Raw genomic sequence first — 18,414 nt, 5'->3', positions numbered from 1 at the left:
GCGGTCGTGCGAAAAGTTTCTGCTGGCAACCCGCACCGGGACCCCTAGGTACAGGTTCTGTTCGAAGTGCCTGGCCGCTCAATCGGATCCTCATTTCGAGGTGCATTGCCGCTTTGCCACTTGGCGCTTTTGCCCGGTTCATCGATGTCTGCTGGAAGATACCTGCCCATATTGCAAAGCGTTTGTGACGCTGCCATTCAGCATGCTCTACGCCGGACCTAAGAAATCCGGCGTTGCGTATCTGGCTCATTGCCAGATGTGCGGAGGAAGGCTTTCGAGCCTGCCAGTCGTCGGTCTAGACAGTTTGCTCCTGACCGAATGGGACTGGGTGCTGCTGAAGAATGGACGTGCCGTGCTCGCTGCGCTGCTACACGGCGTGGTGCGTGTAGATGGTGAAAAGGAGTTGACCATCGCGAATTTGCGCAGGCTGGCCAAGAAAGGGGTCCTACCCCTTTGGGCAGACTGGATGAGTGCGGACCTGGCAAGGAAGGCAGTCGCGATCTTGAAGACCGGCCCGGATGGTGAGGAGACGCATGATGCTGGCTTCGCGCCACTTCGTTGAGCCTCCCCTCGAGAGGCAAGGTGCGTGCGGTATGGCTCAACCGTCTAGCTGTCGTGATGCGCACTCGCAAGCCGACGTAGGTCTTCGATGGTTTTGCGCTCGACCTCGGCACAGGACAGTGACTCTAACGCGTCGGCCATTGCCGTGAGCTTGATCGCGTGTCGTTCACTTGCCTGCGCCACGGTTTCGTCCTTCCCGACCATGAAGCTGAGGAGTTCGCTTTCGTCGGAGATGAAGAACCAGGATGCCCGGGCATCAGCGCTCATGCCTGCAAACATGTCTCGATAGGCATTGAATGCCAGCGAGCGTATGCGTTGCTTCTCTTCAGCTGTCATCGTGTCCTCGCTTTTCTGGCGCTCCGGCCGAATGATGGACTCGTCGGCACATCCCACTGGTGGCGCGGGCCTCACTCCTTTGCTCGTGAGGGCCCGAGTTTGAGCGCGAGTGGTTCGCAAGTTTTGCCCGGGGTGGAGGGTTTGAATGTTTTTACCTGATTTAGATTAACTTCGAGTTCGATTCGGTGAAGTTCGGCATGAAACTGAGGCGAGAAGACACCTTGAAACTCGGAATGCCGTTTTGTGATATTTTTTGACTCTTATGACTGCTCTGCCGACAGACTTCAAGCGCGCGACCGTTGAGGCTCAAGTGAAAACTTCGGCCGTAAAGCTGAAAGCCGTCAAAGTGCCTGGTAGGAGTGCCAAGCTGGGGTCATGCACGCCCTGAAGAAGATCTCGGAAGATTCAAACGCCGACCTGTTCAGCGGCAAGGCTGCACACGCAGCCTTCGGCCATATCCGAAGCTTGAAATAGACCTCGCGCGTCGCGACTACGTGGTCAATGCGATTGCCCGCAGTTGCGCACGAGCGGCGTCCGCTCGAAAGCGAGGAATTATCCAGTTGTGATGCGTCTCGCGATATCGCCCGTAGTGAGCCCGTGCGACCGTACGCACTGCTGAGACGATGTCGGGGTCGAACCGCACTGCTTTGATGGCGATGTCACCACTGGGGAGTTCCTTGACCGAGATCCAGCGTCCGCGGATCGTCACGATCTCTTCGGGCAGGAACTGCCGCTGCGCTGCCAGTGCAGCAGGTGGTAGCGCTGGCAATTGCTCAGCCACTACAGCAGCGTCTGGACGGTCCGGCCAGAGCCAGTACTTGCAGGCAGTGTCTTCCAGGACGGCTCGCTTGACCTGTGCCGTGTCAAAAGCGGAAGGGGTGAACGCTCGCAGGTCGATCTCGAGCGCAGGCAGTTGCATGTTCTCGTATGCCCGACGCTTCTCTATGTCGCAGAAGGATGAGTAGGCGATCTCAATAGCCACGCCGACACCGTCCGTTGTGGTCGCGAGCAGGTCGGGCCTCCGATCGTCAATGGCAACTTCCTCCTTGATGTCCGCGCACGCCAAGAGGATGGACGACGCTTGGTTGTCGTCAAAGCCGAGAACCTGTGCCGCGGCTGCAGTCACCGGCACCACGAGGCCACCTGCCTCAAGGATCACCCGCTTGGCGAAGCGGTGCAGGTCCGACTCGTAGTTGGACGCACACGGCTCGGCGTTGGAGCTGTGTGCGAAGTGGTGTTCGCGCTTATCCCCCTGACGCGCAACGAGGACCTCGCCGCAGATTGCACATCGGCAGTCGCAGGCAAGGCCGCGCTCGACCTCCGTGATGTGGACGAAGCGATTTGACGCGTGCAGTGCAAACAATGACAACATAGGGGCTCCAGGAATTGAGTTGAGGTGTACCCAGTGTTGCGATCCGAACCTCCATCAACCAGCCACCAACCGGTCGCCAACAGGTTGCCGACCGTGCAGGAACTCTTGCCGTGCTTTCGCGACTGGCTCGCAACCCAGCGCGATGAAGCCAAGGCGCTGACGTTGCTGCGCGCTTTGGCGGACGAGTCGCTCAAGGTTGCCGGCTCCACAGACCCGCAGCAGTTGGAGTTTGATGCGCTTGACCTGGCCCAGGCATGCCATTGGCCAGAGTGCGATGACTTCGACGCCGCGTCCAAGAAGATCAAGAGCGCCAACCTGGAAAAGTACCTCTCAAGTCGAGCTGCAGACCATGAGGCATTCTTTGTGCAGCACGGCCTCCAGCACGCACTGCGAGTCTGCAAGCGCTCACCCTCGGGCCGCCATCGCGCGCAGTGGTCTTTGGAGCCGTACTCGTTGGCGTCCCCCGTGGCAATCATCGACGCGCAACGCGACAACGAACCCGTTGAGGCGGGTTTGGGTACGGATGGTCCTCAGATCGAGTACGACTACGCGACGGCCGGCACGGTGAGGCCGTCATGGCTGGCGCGCCTGCTCTTTGGGGACGGCTGGTTCAGGACTAAGTCGCTTCGGGGGCTGCTGTTTGTCTGCACTGGCCTCGCGCCGATGGTGTGCGCTGCCGCTTTGGTGGCGACCGTATGGTTGATGCTATTTGTGAAGCGGCCAGTCACGACGGCGGACCTAGCCTTCCTAATCTTTGCTGCTGGGCTAGGCTGGATGCTCTGGGACTTCCTTCGTAGTCTCTGGTGGTTACTGTCGGATCGGATCGTTCCTGCCTCGGATGTGCTGCTGGGGTGGCGCGAAGATCCAGCGCAGTTGGAGAGCTTCAAGGATGGCAACGCGCGCATCATTGGCTTGGTCCGATACAGCGCCACCTGCCCTGTCTGCGCCGCAACGGTTGAACTGCGCTATGGCGAGGGCAGCGAGCGGCGCAGACTCTTCGGTTGCTGCGTCGAGGCGCCTCAGGAGCATGTGTTTACTTTCGATCGAGTAACTAGGCGCGGCAGACGCGTCAGATAGTCAGCTGACTAGGTCTTATTACCAAGAACCGATCATGGTTCATGGTAGTGCATCGTTGCAGCACTCGTCGCGCAGTTGTCGCACAGGACCGCCTTAGACTGACAACGGTCGTCGGCTGTTGCGGCAAAGCCGCATCGTGAAACTGCGCAGACTAGCGAACTAGATCTTCTTGCTCGGCGCTAGACCTAGGGATTCTTCGGGGCGGCATTCCTTGTGGCTGTCGTCTTAGCAGCAATCGCCGTCACTCGCGAGACTTTTGCTGTAGCTTTTTTGCCGCAGCCCTTTTGGCTGCCAACCTGATCCCTATCGAGTCGACGACCCGTTTCCTTCGCTCTGTTGCCTTGTTTTCAGACAACGCAATGAACGGGCGTCGCTTTGCATTGCCCGCCGGCGCTATATGCCACACCACCGCCGTGTACGAGCCCGCCGACGCCTGCTTCGGAACTTGCGTTCCGCTACCGCAAACGAGTTCACTGGGCCAACTAACGCTGGGGTATGTTCGCAATATCTTGTGAAGTGGCACGCTGTAGGCACCCTCGAACGAATTAATCTTCACCGAGTGCTTGCCCAATCCGTGCAAATTGAGCACATACGTCGGCTCCAAACGGCTGTTTTTTGTGCTGAAGGATCGCGACTTTAGAACGGCGTCAACTTGCTTCCTTGTGCCGGCGAGGATAAAGATCGCATCACACTTGTAGTAATCCGCGGCCAGCTCCAACCGAATGCAGTCCCAGAGAACATCGGCAACAGATACTCCAGCGTGTGCCGCCCATTTGCTCTCGACAGCTAGGACCACTTTTGCTGTAGCGTCTGTGACAATGAAGTCAAGCTGTGGCGGACGACCCGTCTTCCCGGGTGTGGTCAGAATAGGATGGTTACTCTCCCCTGTAACCTTCCCGCTCATACAGCGTTGCAAGATCTGTCCGATTGGAAGCGCCAGGTAGCGTTCGCCGAAAAGTTCTTCGCGGCCAGCATGATGCTCGAACGTGAGCCACGAGCTCAGGCCCTCCGACAATGCGATGCGAACTTCCTTTGGAGTCATGAGCGATTTCCCTGGTGCATAGTGGCAGGTTGGTGGAGGCCTAAGAGACGAGCGGAGCGACGCCATCCACTTGCAAGCCATCGCCACTTCACACGCCATCCTACCTACACAGCCTCCGGCTTTGGGAAGTTCCGGGATCGGGTTTTCGGCTCGTGGCGGGGTATGTAAAGTGCGTCGGGGGCTGATGGCTGCTTTGCCGCGATTTCCGGCATTCGAAGGGCTCGCGCAAATAGGTACTATCGGCCAGAAGCGGACGTACTTTCTCAGGACCTAGTAACCCGTCTACGATGCCAATTCTCTGTGATGAAACGGTAAAAGGAGCTGGTGTGAAGATCTTCTGGTCATGGCAAAGTGATTTGCCCGCTGATGTAAATAATGCCTTTGTGCGGGAGGCTTTGGTTGAGGCCGCGTCCCTTGCCGCTAAGGATCTTGGGCTGGACCCGGCCAATAGGCCGGAGATCGACCATGACACAAAGGGCGAACCGGGGTTAGTTGAAATCGCCGCTACCATTTTCAAGAAAGTTGAAGAGGCGACCCTGTTTGTCGCCGATGTCACTCCTGTCGGTTCAACGGTAGGTGGGAAGGAGCTGGCTAACCCAAATGTGATGATTGAGCTCGGGTATGCCCTGAGCACGTTGGGTCACAAGGCGCTCATTACCGTTGCGAACACGCATTTCGGTGGCAGGCCGGAGAATCTTCCATTCGATCTACGGCACCGCCGCGGCGCAGTGTCGTATGAATTAGCGCCCGGAGCGAGCGACAAAGAACGAAAGGTTCAGAAGAAGAAGTTGGTGAAGGCGCTGGCTGGCGCAGTAGCGGCCAATTTGCCGGCTGTCCTTGCGGCGGCTGGCGCAGAGGTCACCTTCCGGCTCAAGCCGATAGGAGCGGAGTCGACTGCCACGTGGCTTGCAAAGAGCGAGGCGTTTTCTCACCGTGATGCCACCTCCCCGACGGTCCGAAATTGGTCTGTCCCCGAAGGAACAAAATCGTACGCACGTCTGGTCCCTGCCGCATGGAAGGCCGGGCCGCCAAACCGAGCACAGATCGAAAACCTAGCGACTCTGGGATACACAGGGGCCGGCTGGCACGGGCCGAATGCCGATGGTGTTGCGCAAGTTTGGGCCCATCCCATGGAGGAGGACGTCGCTGGCGTGGTGTCTCAGTACTTTCAAGACTCGGGCGAGATCTGGAGCTTCAGTCTCGTTGTCACCGGCTCTGTCGAGGATCAGGTAATAATTTCCTACGCCCGCATCATTAAGGATTGGGAGCAGTTCCTTCAGAAGGCCTTTGCACAATGCCTCTCGCAGGGCGCCCAGCCGCCGTTCTACGTGGAGGTCGGCTTGGCAGGCTTGAGTGGAACCGTGTTTCCAGGCCAGTGGAGAGGCCAACGAGTTCCAGCACTCGACGAGGCGGTGTCGCACTCAGAAGTGGTGGGTTTCTGGGACTCGGCAACGGAACGAGAATTTCTGCTCGCCGCTGTGAACAAACTACGCAACGGCTACGCCTTACCACCAATAGACGGCAGCACGCTAACCACGATCCTGGAGTCTGTTGCTGCCTGACCTTCAGTCTTGAAAGGCGGGCTCCCGTTTTCTTGACGTGATCAGCGTGTTCATCGAACAGCACTCGCGGCTTTCGGCGACATGAGACATGCGAGGTGGTCCGCGTTGACATCGTCGGCGACGCGTTTGGTGCGTCGCTGGCCCAATACCCACAGCTTGATCGAAGCAAATGACCACGACCTTCCCCATGAAGTTTGGCGACGCCGGCCAGTACGAGTTGAGCGAGGAAGCGTTTCGGCACATCGTGTGGGGCGACACGGCGGTGCGTACCGTCAAGTCAGCCGACGGGCGAGGCCACGAGGTCGTTTTGTCTGGAGGGCTGCACACCTACCAGGGTTGGGAAAAATTCGCAGCCTTACACCCGAAGACCGTGCACCTGCTGCAGTTCCAGGTCGGCGTCCACGATGCGTGGTACTTCGCGCGGGAGCTTCAGAACGGAGTCATCACCCTGAAGATTCCGAGGCGACTGTTCACTAAAGCGGCTGCCGGCATCACACGGTCGCCGGACAACTACTATAAGTCCGGCTACCTCTGGAAGACGCTTTTCCCGACCAGCTACACAGAGGAAGACATCCTCGGGGCCATTGGCGAAGCCTTGCTGAACATTGACCGAGAGGACTCGACGTCTCCGACGGCCGAGCAGCCGGCAACGGTGCTCTACGGGTACGCGTCCATCGACGATCCCTTTGCATCCATCAAGGTCCGCATCCAGGTGCGCGGCAACCAAATCATGTCGGCCTTTCCTGCGTGGGAGCAGCCGATGACCGGCAACAACGGGAAGGCCTATTCGCACGAGCATTCAATCAACTTTCAGATCGCCGAATCCACCCTCGATTACAAAAAGTTCGATGTGCCCTTCGGGCCGGTCTTCTTGGACAACATGTTTTCGCTCGCTACGCTGATGGAGCGAACACCAGTGTTCATCATGGAGCGCCAGCTTAGGCAACTCGCAGAGCCTATCGATGCTTATCGCGCGGCCCGGCAAGCGGCGATTGAGAAGGTCGCGGAAAAGGCAACCTCGGCGGACTTGGACGTCGTCGATGCATACCTCGCCGACTTTCCATGTGCTAAGAACCCGTTCGCGGTGCAGAGGCTTCTCTACGACCACTTCCTGCAGAGCCTCGCTTCGACGCCGACAGTCTTCAATGCCGCGCAGGTTGCTGAGAACGTGGGCGAATGCCTATGGCTACTCGTTCATTGCGACAACAGGTTCAAGACAAGACGCGCTGTCGACGCCATGATTAGGTTCTTGGGCATGGCCATCGTGCACACCGGAGGCCTTTGCACGCTGATGTTCAAGAGCCTACTCGGGAAGATGATTCTGATTGCTCGCGCGCATCACCTCGCCTCTGCGATGCAGGAGGTTCTTGCTGCGCTCGCGTCATCCCCTTGCCGCGCTGCGCTGTACACGGAGTTCGATCTCAATCCCTTCGTCAAGACGAACGACGACTTTGGTCTGATGACGATCGGGCGCCCCAAGATCGAGCTTGAGCTGACGCCTGAGCACCTCCTCGAGTTCATCGCTTTCAGCCTTGGCGAGAACTACTTGATGTCGTTCAACAAGGAGGAACGACTCGTCATCGCTCGAAGCAGCCTCCACCGCTTGGGCATATGGCGTATGGCCACCGACGTGATGTCCCGGTTCGTCGGGCTTGATTTCGATTTCTTCATGCCAGACGTCCTCGATCTGCGAGGACTTCCGACGCGAGCGCTTCCCGCCGAAGACGACCTCCTCGCGATCATGCGCGACTATGGCCGCATGATGTTGATGCTGAGGCAGCGGGTCATTCTCGAAGATCCTGGCGCCTACCGAGCCGAAAAGGACTTCTCGCTGCGGGGCACGCAGGAGTTCTTTGAGTTAATGCGGCAGAAGCACAAATGGGCGCTAATCAGGATCCAACACCAACGGATGCTCGACAGCGCCCTGGCGTTCGCGGACAAAGTGGGCTACGCGAGCCTGAGCAATGCCTGTCGCGCCGCAAACGAGAGGTTTTCCAGCGAAATGATTCCGCTGCCTAAGTCAATCCCGGACTACATCGACAGCTGGCGCAAGAAGGCCAAGGCCAAAGATCTCCCGTTCGACCAGATGCTCGACCAGATGTTCGGCTCTCAGGCATCGACCTGACTGACGATTGTTCCACGCGGTCTTGGGCCTTTCGCCACGCCGATTTTTCGTCACGAGCTGAAGTTTCTTCAGCGCATAGTGAGAGAGTGTGTTGGCACCGACTCCGCTTCGAGTCATCGCGCCGACAATCGAGTGCGCCATCAGATCATGAGCATGCCCTCGACGCGCGTGGGTTTGGAGCCGGAGCGCTCGGTGCCCTATGAGATTGCATATCTCCAAATCGGCTCATTTCGACGTTGGCGCAAATATGAAAAATGCAGAAAGGTGCTGAAAGAATTCGATGGCTCCCGTGCTAGATGACTTGCTCAACGATGGCCGGCTGGCGCGGCTGTTTTCGAAGGACGCCCGCCACTGCGCGCTGCAACTGTGGATCTTGCAAGTAAAGTCCGAGCAATCGATTGAAAATCGCGTGGTCTACGGTCGTCTGCTGCCCTATAGCCATTCCAGCGACCGCTGGTCTGCTAGCGATGACGATGACTTTGAGGCTTTCGGGGGAAAACTGGCACAGGTTGTCCGGCTCAACTTGTACGTCAAGAGCGCGCGCTGCGCGGAACTCCTGCGGCAACTGAGCGCTGGCCGAACCGTCTCGGCAGTGAGCGAAGAACTCGAGCTCGGGCTGTCGGATCAGCTGAAAACACGATTTGGATCTACTGCGCTGGCTGGCAGTGGCTTGGTCTACCGACCCGTCGCCTATCTGCTCAACCGCGACGCGCATAACCGGCGTTCGTCTTCCAGCCCGCATGGTGCAGCCGGGGCGTTCAGCGCCTCAATCACTCGAACCGACAAGGAGGCGCTGTTTCGCTTGGGGCAGGACTACGACGTCGCCATGACCGCGATGGTGGTCAAGCACCTCAACGCGGATACCGGTCTGGACTTCGGGGGAACTGATATCGCTCGGTTTGGCGACTTCGAACTGCTCGTCTTTCCTGCGCTGGACGACCGGGAGCAGCATTTGCTAAGCGTGAGTTGGACCGATGCCCCGCACGCCTTGGTCGCTCGTTTCAATCCAATGCAGGTCCCGCATTTCAGCGGCTTTCAGTTTCACCTAAACATTGCGAATGACGACCAAATCGTGTTCTCGAGTGTGGCCACGGCAGAACGCGATGCAGAAGGCGCGTTCGAGTGCAAGTTCGAGTTGGGCGAACAGCTACATGCAATGACCGACAGCACGGAACTGGAGATCTTCGGTTTCCATAGCGGCGATTTCCGCAAGGGTTTGCTTTGCTGCCGGTGGCGCGTAGGGTACTTTCGTGAAATTGAGCTTCAGAGCCATATAGGTGGTCACGAGGGCACCCCCGTCAAGTTCGATTGGCTGGAGAAAGCTGCTCGGCCATCCGCATCGACACGGGTGAAAGCAGCCTTGAGGATCAACCGCAGCAATCTGGGATTTACCAATCGCATCAGCGGACGTGAAGCGGACCCTTGGGTCCCGGCCAACCGCGATCTCGTATTGCTTTTTGCGCGACTGCATCCTCTGAAATCGGAAGGGCGGTTCTTTTTGCGCTGGGGCCCAAGCGGCGGCGAGGGTCGGCTCCAGTTCGTGGAGTGGTTCAGGGCGTTGCTTACGAAGTACAAGCAGCACCAGGTCGTTATTTTCGATCCGTACTTTGAGGCCGTGGGCTTGGGTCTCGTATTGCTCTGTGCGGCCTCGGAAGCCGATTACATCGTCTTCAGGTCTCTACCCAAGCCAACTGAGAAAGACGAGGCCACTCTGGGCGAATCCAACAAACCCGCCCGTGACGGCATCGACAACCTGATCGATAGTTGCGAGCACAACCGCCACCTCCTGAAACGGATCAAGCTGCGCATCTACGGCCTGAAGGATGGCCGATTGCATGATCGCTACATCCTGATCATGGGACAGGACGGACTACCGGTCGCAGGTTTCAACTTGTCCAACTCGTTTCAGAAAGCCGCCGAGAACTACCCTTTGCTGGTCACCTCAATCCCCGCGGATGTTCTTCTTCAGGTTGAGCCATACAAGGCCGGGTTGATGCGGGAGGCGAAGGCCGCGCAGGCCGAAGGCGAGTCCAAGAACCCCTCCATTCGACCTCTATTCGACTCTGCGACGTCGCCGACAGTGCCGCGACGGTACGAACCTTTGCGCTTTCTTGAGAAGGCCCAAGCAGGTGACGTGCTAGGCATCTGGGCCGGTGAACCGTCACTCCGAGGTTTGAGCGGCAATCCGCTGAAGGAAAGGATGGCGGCGCTCGGTCTGCTTAAAGATGCCTCGCTGACGCTGCCCGACGAAAGAGGCTTGCGCAATTGCCTGGACCACCAGGCGGAAGACTTCGAGGACTTTAAGCTGAGTTGGGAGGTGATCGGCGAGGTGCTCGCGCACTCACACTCCGGAGACCGCCGCCTTCGCCAACTTGAATCCGAGCATCGCTTCTTGCAGTTCCTCGGACGGTTTCTTGAGGCAGCGCTCAATCGTGCCCATGACGAGGTGGACAAGGACTGGGCGGTGATGGACGCCTGGTTCTTTCGAGCGCCGGTAGATGCCTTGCTACACAGTTCCTACCGCCCACAGCACTGGCACCATCCGACAAAGTACGCAGCCCTGAATTGGGCGGAGTACTTCGCCATCAAGATTTTGTGGTGGTATGCCTCGGATGATCTGCTGCGGATTGCTGAGGCCCAAATGGCTGAGGTGCCAATCGAGCCACGTGGCCCGGACGTGGTGCGACTGTCCCTGTTGAGCCAAATCGTCAGCGAAATTTCGCTGTCGGTGCTGTTCGACATTGGCGAGGGGCAAAGGAACCGCCTCGTTCGCAGCAGAAACGGGCTGCTGCAATGGATGGGGTTGAATGCGATCGAGCAACAGCTGGAAAAGTCTGGAGGGCTTGCTACCACTCTGCAGCTGGTCGCCGCATTTTCGTACCCGGAGCGGGTGCAAGCTCTCGGTTGGATGGTTAATCGCGCAGCAGGGAACCCGGAGAAGGCGGAGATTTACAACGGCTTGATTGCAGCGCTGCATGAGGCGCTGCCTGCAGCGATCGCTGCGGACGAATTCCAGCTCTTGGTCGACTCAATGCGCGGGCACATGAAGAAACTGGCCTGGGCTGAGCCGTGGCTGTTCCGGGATGTGGTTTTTCCCTTGCTGCGGAGTGGCCGCGCCAACTCTGACGATGCCTGCGAGATCTGGGTTCAGGAGCTGGCAACTTTGCTGAGTCCAGAACTGAAGCACCAGCGCGGCTGTTTGACCGAGCACGTGAAGGCCAGACGACCAACATCACTGCGTTCCTCTTCGCTTGCAGCAGTCCCGAACGACAACAGAGCAGCCTGAAGTCGATGCGCGCGCTTTTGAAGCGGCCGCGGCGGATCGTGCAACAGCCACTCGCCAGCACTTCAGACTGGGCACGGTGGGACGACGCGCTGGCGGTCTCGATGTGGATCCTGACCTTTACCCGATGGGGACAGTACTATCTGGGCGAGCGCGGCATAACCGACCTGGAATTGGAGAAGCTCTCGTTGGATGCTCGTGAGCTTGCGATGGTCAGACCGATGGACGAATGGCGATCGGAGGGCCCCGGCAAGCAGGGTGAGCTCGCTGCGGTCTTGGACCAAGTGGATGAGCTTCTGGCCTCAAGCAACCAGTCGAAAAACAAACCTCAATAGCCGGTTCAGCGGTGGGCTCAGAACAATCAGGTTTGCCTGTGCTCCTTCCGCTCAAGTCCCCCTTGGCTCTTGGTTGGCCCGCGTAGCGGTCAGCCTGATCCCGAACAGGAGGCTAGGAGGCGCTCAGGGTCGAGAGGGTCGTATGAGACCTTCACTGTCGCGGCGACTCGGTTGTCGCGGTTCATCGAAGAGGGCTACTACCGTTTTTCTTCCGGCAGTGCCAGCATGCTGAGTGCTGACCCATTGGGCAGTTTTAGCGACGCAGTCTGTTTCCTTGCTGCCTCACTGCGAGCCAGCGTCGGGGGTCGCTTGCGGGCTCGGCAAAACCCCGGCGATGCGAGGAAGGGCGGCAGCAAGGGGGGTGACTTGTTTCCCTTTGCTCATCGCCGGTTGTTCGTCGTAGGACTGCCCTGCATTGGCCGTGGCTTCGGACGTGCTTGAAGCCGGGAGTTGGATCAGTTTGCCAAGGTCGAGTGGGACGGGGCTGTGTTCTGTGTGCGTTGCCCCTGCCGCAGTCGCTTCATCGTCCAAAGCCCGTAGCTCTTCCAGTGTCAATTCGTCGCTTGCCAGTAGCCGGCCAAGGGATGAGCGAGGAAATGATTCCGCAAGAGATGAACCAAGCCTGCGTCTTGGGTACGTACTGCCATGGCTTCGATGTCACGAGCAGTACGGATTTCGATGACGTATTTTTCAGGTCGTACCGAGTTCTGCAGGTTCTGGATCAACGTCCTCGATTCGGGTGAAAGTTCTCCTGTAGTCCAGAGTTCGAATCGGTAATCGAGATTTTTCCAGTCGGGGTGTTCGTTTGCCAACTTGAAAAGCTCGGGCACACGCTTGTGCAACCACTTCTCAACTTCCGCATGGGGAACTGTTCGGCCCGGCAGATAGCCCTTGCATTCGATGAAGTGAACAACCTGGTTTGGGACAACAATCAAGACGTCGATCTCGGCCAAATCCAAGCCGCCGCGACGATACTTCCTGTTCATCTCGACGTTGCCTCGAAACTCTCGTCGGGCTAGTTCGGCCGCGATGAATTCGAACAACGCCCCGCGTAGAGTATTAGTCGCACCTTCAATTTTTTCCAGCTTCGCAAAGAGATTTTGAAGTTGTAGAGGGTCAACCGATGCGCGAGCGGCACCGATCAAGACTGCCGTTAGATTGCGTAGGGCCTCCGCGACATCTTGGCCGAATAGAGTTGCGGTCGTCACTGGCAGCACGCCGTAACTCCTCCCTAGGCGTAGGGCCTCGGGCGTCATGCGGTCGACCACAAAAAACTGCATGCAACGGCCAATGTTTTTTAGACTGCGCAGCGTTATGCACTTGTGAATAAATGGCGCCAGGCTTCGGTCGTTTATCTCCACACCTAACAGCACGTCAAAAGCGATGAAGCCCGGTTTGGCCTTGCTCTCACCGACGCCCCGAGTGGACAACCCGCCAACGTAGGACGGCGCCGCGATGTCCCACTGGTAAGGACCGATGCGAGGCTGGTCCATGGTCGCAGTTCGAAGTTCGAAGCGGTTGTAGCTGCCAAATCCAACATTGCGTGCCCAGTTTTTGAGCGCACTCAGAACGATAGATTCCGTGATCAGCCGGGCTTTCATCTGATTGGCCGGCACTTCGAGGTATTCCATTCCTCTGGCGAAAGAGACGCAGGCGCCAGTGCCATCTATGTTCACTTCTTGAAAAAAGACCCACTGCCACCATACGCGTGCGCACTTCGTCGGCCGAAACTTGGCGCTGCTGTACCAGTGGGGCGCCGCACGCGATGCCGAAATGCGCGGTCGGCATGATGCCGCCTCGATCATGCAGTGCGGTGATTGCGCGGGCATAAACGCCGTCTCCAAGGGCGAGCGACAGGTTCTGCCAGAACTGGCGGCGACCATACTGACCTTCCAGATACACGAAACTGGCGTTTCGTGGAAATTGGAGCCCTCTCAATGTTTTGACGGCACTGGAGCGTCGTGTCACGCGCTGACGAGCCGCCGTAGGCGTGTGACCGTGCTCAGCTACTAGGATTGCGGCGACTTGGCCTGTTAGGCAAGGCCCGTGGCGTTTCAGGATCTCAGCTACTAGGTCTGCCATGTGAGGAGCTCCTATCGGATGTCACACTGCGCAGTTTACTGGTAATTCAGTAACGCCGGAGTTCCTCGTTGCATTCCAAGTGCGATAATCTTGTTTTAAATCAAATACTTATTGATCTATGAGGGCCGTGAGTCAATGCCGACTTGTGTCACACGGATGCGCGAAGATTTTCTGCTCGATCGGTCTGGAGAAGGATTTTGGGTGGACCTAAGGCGATGGGGATGATTTTGGGCTGCGATTTGTGCCCATGGCTTAATGGGAAGTTGCCCCCTCCGACCGACGCGGGTCTGCTCCTCCCTCTCTTCTGGATACCGAGAATTCAGTCCTCAGAGAGCAGCTTTCACCAAAATTCAAGAGTCAGTGATTCGTGAGTTCAGGCCGCCATGAAGGGCTTGAGCGTAACTGCTTGATTTAGGTCAACTTCGAGTTCTAGAGTCGGTGAGACTCGACAGCAGGCCTAGCCTTAGAAACAGCTTCGACAGAACGAACAGCGGGCCGACCCAGAGATATTGGATGTCTTCGAAGAACGAAGGCTTCTTGCCTTCCAGCTTGTGGCCCACGAACTGAAAGACCCAGGCCACTACAAAGATAGCGGCTGAAACCGGCAATACAAGGCCGCCCATCGCGTGCACCAGCGCCACGGCAATGGCGGTCAGCACGGCCATGGCCAGCAGGAAGGCCGGCGCCCGCAGCAGGGCGTAGTACACGAGGCTGGCGCCCACGAAAGCGTACGCCACCCAGGGGTGCAGGGCGAACAGCAGCCCGACGATGCTCAGCATGATGGCCGGAATGGCCACGAAATGGATCAGCTCGTTGGTCGGGTTGCGGTGGCTTTCCTCGTAGTGGGCGAGCAGCCGGTCGACCTTGCGGTCGCTCGTTTCGAGCGGGGCGGCGGCGGTGTGCGTCATGGCGTGTCTCCGTGGGCGCCGTTCGATGCGGCGGAACTTCGATGGTGCCCACAGAAAAGCCCGATGGCAAGCGCGGCTCCCATGCAGGTTTGCTATCAAAAATGCAGCATAAAGAGCTACAGGCACGCGGCAATGCATGACTTTGGGCACTGTCGGCGCGCCGTTGCGCCGCTAAGATCAAACGCGTGGCTTCCTTCGACTCCTCACCCACGCCCCTGCGCCCGGCCGCCGAGGCTGGCGCTCCCGCCCGCGCACCCACCGCGATCCTCGTCGTGGACGACCACGACCTGCTGCGCCTGGGCGTCTGCGCGCTGGTGCAGGCGCAGGCGAGCTCGTCCGGCGCGAACATCGAGGTGTTCGAGGCCGGCACCGTCGCCGAGGCGCTCACCCTGTACGAAACCCACCAGGCCTCGATCGGCCTCGTGCTGCTCGACCTCGCGCTGCCCGACACGCGCGGCCTGAGCGGCCTTTCCGACTTCCGCCAGCGCTTTCCCGCCGCCCGCATCGTGGTGCTCTCGGGCACCGGCAACAGCACGCTGGCGCAGGGCGTGCTCGCGCTGGGCGCCAGCGCCTTCCTGCCGAAATCGGCCGACCTGAAAGAGGTGGTGAGCTTCATCCGCGCCTGCGGGCTGCTCGACCCCGGCACGCCCGGCGCGGGCGAAATGCCCCCGCCGTCCGCGGCGTCGCGCTCGCTCTCGGGCTATGCGGAGTTCGCGCACGCCAGCGCCTGGCAGGAGCTCACGCCGCGCCAGATGCAGGTGCTGCAGTGGGTGCTCGAAGGCAAGGCCAACAAGGAAATCGCCCAGCTCGCCAACCTCAGCGAAGGCACGGTGAAGAACCACGTCTCGACCATCCTGCTGCTGTTCGGCATGCGCTCGCGCGCCCAGCTCATCAGCACCCTGCATTGAACTGAACGAACGTGCCGGGCCAGGCGTCGAAAGATCCGTCCGCCGACCTCGCGCTCGGCCAGCGCGTGCTGCGCGAGCACGTCGCCTCGGTCTACAGCACCTACATCCCCTCGACGCTCACGCACATGGCGTTCGTGGTGGTGTTCGGCGCCATCATCTATTCGCAGCTGAAAGACCCGAGCCTGCTGTTCTGGCTGGCCGGGCTGCTGACGGCGGACGTCTACGTGCTCCTCACGCCGCGCTGGACGCCGGCCAGGCCCGCGCGCGAAAGCGCCTACTGGGCGCGCAAGATCTCGCGCATGGTCACGCTCGTGAGCATGGTCACGGCGGTGGTGCCCTGGCTCATCGTGCCGCACGACAACCTGCCCATGACCTCGCTGCTGATGGCCGTCATCGTCGGCAGCGGCGCGCGGGCGGCGCAGTCGCTCTGGCCGCTGAAGTCGGCGCTGTTCGGCTACACCATGCCGATGTCGCTGGGCATGATCACCGCGCTGGCGTGGCAGGGCGACGGGCTGCACCTGTTCCTGGCGGCCGCCGGCGCGGCCTACCTGCTGCTGACGCTGCACGCCGGCGTCGGCCAGCACAGGCTGCTGACCGAGTCGCTCATGCTGCGCTTCGAGAACGAGGCGCTCGCCGCCCGGCTGGGCGAGCAGATCGCCGCCACCGAGCGTGCCAGCGAAGAAAAGACCCGCTTCCTCGGCACCGCCAGCCACGACCTGCGCCAGCCGCTGCACGCCATCGCGCTGTTCGGCGCGGCGCTGGAGAACGAGCTGCGCGGCCGCCCCGAAGGCCGCAATGCCGAGCGCCTGATGCGCGCCGTGAACGCGCTGGGCGCCTCGCTGGACACCATGCTCGACATCTCGCGCCTGGACGCCGGCGTGATCACCCCGGTGCTGCAGCCGGTGCAGCTCGACGCGCTGTTCCTGCCGCTCAACCACACCTTCGCGGCGCGCGCCGAACAGAAGCAGCTGCAGCTGCGCGTGCGCGCCAGCGGCCTGTGGGTGCACAGCGACCCGCAGCTGCTGCACCGCATGCTGTCGAACCTGATGGACAACGCGCTCAAGTACACCGGGCGCGGCGGCGTGACCGTGACGGCGCGCGAGCGCGGCGACGCCGTGTGGATCGAGGTGCGCGACAGCGGCATCGGCATCGCGCCCGAGCAGTCGAGCCGGATCTTCGAGGAGTTCTACCAGGTCGACAACCCGGGCCGCGACCGCTCGCGGGGGCTGGGCATCGGCCTGTCGATCGTGCAGCGGCTGTCGCGCCTGCTGGGGCATCCGGTGCAGATGCATTCGCGCCCGGGGCGTGGCACGCACTTTCGCGTGGTGCTGCCGTCCATCGCCGCGCCGGCGCGCGTGCCGCCGGCCAGACAGTACGCGGCCGCCATGGCCGGCTCATCCGACAGGTCGGGCCGCGCCGGGCTGGTGTTGCCGGGGCGCGTGCTGCTGCTGGACGACGAACTCGAGATCCGCGAGGCCATGACGGGCCTGCTGCGCTCCCATGCCATCGACGCCCATGCCGTGGTGGACGAGGCCGATGCGGCGGCCGCCTTGCAGGACGCCCGGCGCCAGGGCCGGCCCTTCGACCTGCTGCTGTGCGACTACCGGCTGGCCGACGGCGCCGACGGGCTCGACGCGGGCCTGCGGCTCAGCCGCAGCGGCCCGGACGACGGCTCGGCCGCGACGCCGTTGCTGCTGGTGACCGGCGAGACTTCGCCCGAGCGGCTGCAGCGGGTCAGGGAGTCCGGCGTTCCGGTGCTGTTCAAGCCCGTGGTGGCCGACGCGCTGCTGCAGGCGATGGCCGAAGTCAGCGCGGCCCGTGGCGCTGCTTCTGTTTCTTCTGCCTACCCGAGCAGCGCCTGAGCGAACTCGCGGGCGCTGAAGGTCTCGAGGTCTTCGAGCTTTTCGCCCACGCCGATGAAGTACACCGGAATCGGCCGCTCGCGCGCAATGGCGCACAGCACGCCGCCCTTGGCCGTGCCGTCGAGCTTGGTCACGACCAGGCCGGTGAGGCCCAGTGTCTCGTCGAAGGCCTTGACCTGCGCGAGCGCGTTCTGGCCGGTGTTGCCGTCGATCACCAGCAGCACCTCGTGCGGCGCGGTGGCGTCGGCCTTGGTGACCACGCGCTTGATCTTCTTGAGCTCGTCCATCAGGTGCAGCTGCGTCGGCAGGCGGCCGGCCGTGTCGACCAGCACCACGTCCTTGCCGCGCGCCTTGCCGGCGTTCACCGCGTCGAAGCTCACGGCCGAGGGGTCGCCGCCTTCCTGGCTCACGATCTCGACCGTGTTGCGGTCGGCCCAGACCAGCAACTGCTCGCGCGCCGCCGCCCGGAAGGTGTCGGCCGCGGCCAGCAGCACCGAGGCGCCTTCGTTGGCCAGGTGCTTGGTGAGCTTGCCGATGGAGGTGGTCTTGCCCGCGCCGTTCACGCCGGCCACCATGATGACGGTGGGCGTGTACTGGCCGATGACCAGCGGCTTTTCGAGCGGCTTGAGCAGGTCGGCCACGGCCTCGGCCAGCAGCACCTTGACCTGGGCGGCGTCGGTGGCCATCTGGCGCTTGACGCGGCCGCGCAGGTCGTCGAGCAGGTATTCGGTCGCCTTGACGCCGGTGTCGGCCATCAGCAGCGCGGATTCGAGCTCTTCATAGAGCGCGTCGTCGATCTGCGCGTTGACGAACACGGCCTGGATGCCGGTGCCGGTCTTGCGCAGGCCGGTCTTGAGCTTGTCGAGCCAGCTCTTGCGCTCGGGGGCGACGGGGGCCGCGACGACAGGAGCGGGCGCAGGTGCGGGCACCGGGGCCGGCGGGGGCGGCGCAACGAACACGG

The 18,414-nt window shown here is 60.7% G+C and carries 14 protein-coding genes; 8 read left to right on the top strand and 6 right to left on the bottom strand.

The annotated features are described in order from the left end of the window. The first annotated feature begins 184 nt into the window (after positions 1-184). The gene (locus BMG07_RS42680; protein ID WP_269759325.1) at positions 185-562 is read left to right on the top strand and encodes a hypothetical protein; all 378 of its coding nucleotides are present in this window, start codon (positions 185-187) and stop codon (positions 560-562) included. A gap of 44 nt (positions 563-606) precedes the next feature. Here BMG07_RS42680 and BMG07_RS23420 read toward each other — a convergent pair whose 3' ends face one another. After that, a complete protein-coding gene (locus BMG07_RS23420) occupies positions 607-897 on the bottom strand; it encodes a hypothetical protein (RefSeq protein WP_198086557.1) in 291 nt (96 codons plus the stop codon). 490 nt (positions 898-1,387) lie between these two features. After that, positions 1,388-2,269, bottom strand: coding sequence for a competence protein CoiA family protein (locus tag BMG07_RS23415; RefSeq protein WP_198086556.1), 882 nt, complete (start codon positions 2,267-2,269; stop codon positions 1,388-1,390). A 93-nt stretch (positions 2,270-2,362) separates the two neighbouring features. Here BMG07_RS23415 and BMG07_RS23410 point away from each other — a divergent pair, with 93 nt between their 5' ends. Then, the gene (locus BMG07_RS23410) at positions 2,363-3,346 is read left to right on the top strand and encodes a hypothetical protein (RefSeq protein ID WP_198086555.1); all 984 of its coding nucleotides are present in this window, start codon (positions 2,363-2,365) and stop codon (positions 3,344-3,346) included. Positions 3,347-3,587: 241 nt separating this feature from the next. Here BMG07_RS23410 and BMG07_RS23405 read toward each other — a convergent pair whose 3' ends face one another. Beyond that, positions 3,588-4,388, bottom strand: a complete 801-nt coding sequence (locus tag BMG07_RS23405; protein WP_198086554.1) for a hypothetical protein — start codon at positions 4,386-4,388, stop codon at positions 3,588-3,590. A gap of 326 nt (positions 4,389-4,714) precedes the next feature. Here BMG07_RS23405 and BMG07_RS23400 point away from each other — a divergent pair, with 326 nt between their 5' ends. The 4 genes from BMG07_RS23400 to BMG07_RS23385 all read left to right on the top strand — a co-directional run bounded on the left by BMG07_RS23400 (position 4,715) and on the right by BMG07_RS23385 (position 11,693). Next, positions 4,715-5,950 carry a hypothetical protein gene (locus tag BMG07_RS23400; RefSeq protein ID WP_198086553.1) on the top strand — a complete coding sequence of 412 codons (1,236 nt, stop codon included), beginning with the start codon at positions 4,715-4,717 and terminating at the stop codon, positions 5,948-5,950. A gap of 169 nt (positions 5,951-6,119) precedes the next feature. Further along, positions 6,120-8,075, top strand: coding sequence for a hypothetical protein (locus BMG07_RS23395; RefSeq protein ID WP_198086552.1), 1,956 nt, complete (start codon positions 6,120-6,122; stop codon positions 8,073-8,075). A gap of 289 nt (positions 8,076-8,364) precedes the next feature. Continuing rightward, entirely contained in the window at positions 8,365-11,361 is a 2,997-nt protein-coding gene (locus BMG07_RS23390) for a VPA1262 family protein (RefSeq protein ID WP_307867055.1), read from the top strand. Positions 11,362-11,366: 5 nt separating this feature from the next. Then, positions 11,367-11,693: a hypothetical protein gene (locus tag BMG07_RS23385; protein ID WP_198086550.1), complete on the top strand. Its 327-nt coding sequence runs from the start codon at positions 11,367-11,369 to the stop codon at positions 11,691-11,693. Positions 11,694-12,244: 551 nt separating this feature from the next. On the opposite strand, the gene BMG07_RS23380 is transcribed toward BMG07_RS23385, so the two are convergent. Next, positions 12,245-13,576 (bottom strand): hypothetical protein, encoded by a 1,332-nt coding sequence (locus tag BMG07_RS23380; RefSeq protein WP_269759324.1) that lies wholly within the window; start codon positions 13,574-13,576, stop codon positions 12,245-12,247. 615 nt (positions 13,577-14,191) lie between these two features. Further along, positions 14,192-14,683 (bottom strand): DUF962 domain-containing protein, encoded by a 492-nt coding sequence (locus tag BMG07_RS23370; protein ID WP_198086547.1) that lies wholly within the window; start codon positions 14,681-14,683, stop codon positions 14,192-14,194. A 185-nt stretch (positions 14,684-14,868) separates the two neighbouring features. Between BMG07_RS23370 and BMG07_RS23365 the strand changes: the two genes are divergently transcribed. Together BMG07_RS23365 and BMG07_RS23360 are read left to right on the top strand one after the other, a co-directional pair. Continuing rightward, positions 14,869-15,591, top strand: coding sequence for a response regulator transcription factor (locus BMG07_RS23365; protein ID WP_198086546.1), 723 nt, complete (start codon positions 14,869-14,871; stop codon positions 15,589-15,591). Between the two features lie 11 nt (positions 15,592-15,602). Next, on the top strand, positions 15,603-17,453 hold the full coding sequence (locus BMG07_RS23360) for a hybrid sensor histidine kinase/response regulator (RefSeq protein ID WP_198086545.1): 1,851 nt from the start codon (positions 15,603-15,605) through the stop codon (positions 17,451-17,453). On the opposite strand, the gene ftsY is transcribed toward BMG07_RS23360, so the two are convergent. After that, positions 17,435-18,414 (bottom strand): signal recognition particle-docking protein FtsY (gene ftsY / locus BMG07_RS23355; protein WP_269759323.1); only part of this gene is annotated, 980 nt, incomplete at its 5' end. The genes BMG07_RS23360 and ftsY overlap by 19 nt on opposite strands.

It is taken from the genome of Variovorax sp. E3 (genome assembly GCF_016082275.1).
Classification (GTDB): domain Bacteria; phylum Pseudomonadota; class Gammaproteobacteria; order Burkholderiales; family Burkholderiaceae_C; genus Variovorax.
The sequence above is the reverse complement of the archived record's forward strand: the minus strand, read 5'-3'. Positions and strand labels throughout refer to the sequence as shown.

What these genes read in the sequence shown, in the direction of transcription:
- BMG07_RS23420 (WP_198086557.1), bottom strand. Translation starts at nt 897, where the DNA reads ATGACAGCTGAAGAGAAGCAACGCATACGCTCGCTGGCATTCAATGCC.
- BMG07_RS23415 (WP_198086556.1), bottom strand. Translation starts at nt 2,269, where the DNA reads ATGTTGTCATTGTTTGCACTGCACGCGTCAAATCGCTTCGTCCACATC.
- BMG07_RS23405 (WP_198086554.1), bottom strand. Translation starts at nt 4,388, where the DNA reads ATGACTCCAAAGGAAGTTCGCATCGCATTGTCGGAGGGCCTGAGCTCG.
- BMG07_RS23395 (WP_198086552.1), top strand. Translation starts at nt 6,120, where the DNA reads ATGACCACGACCTTCCCCATGAAGTTTGGCGACGCCGGCCAGTACGAG.
- BMG07_RS23385 (WP_198086550.1), top strand. Translation starts at nt 11,367, where the DNA reads ATGCGCGCGCTTTTGAAGCGGCCGCGGCGGATCGTGCAACAGCCACTC.
- BMG07_RS23380 (WP_269759324.1), bottom strand. Translation starts at nt 13,576, where the DNA reads ATGGTCGCCGCCAGTTCTGGCAGAACCTGTCGCTCGCCCTTGGAGACG.
- BMG07_RS23370 (WP_198086547.1), bottom strand. Translation starts at nt 14,683, where the DNA reads ATGACGCACACCGCCGCCGCCCCGCTCGAAACGAGCGACCGCAAGGTC.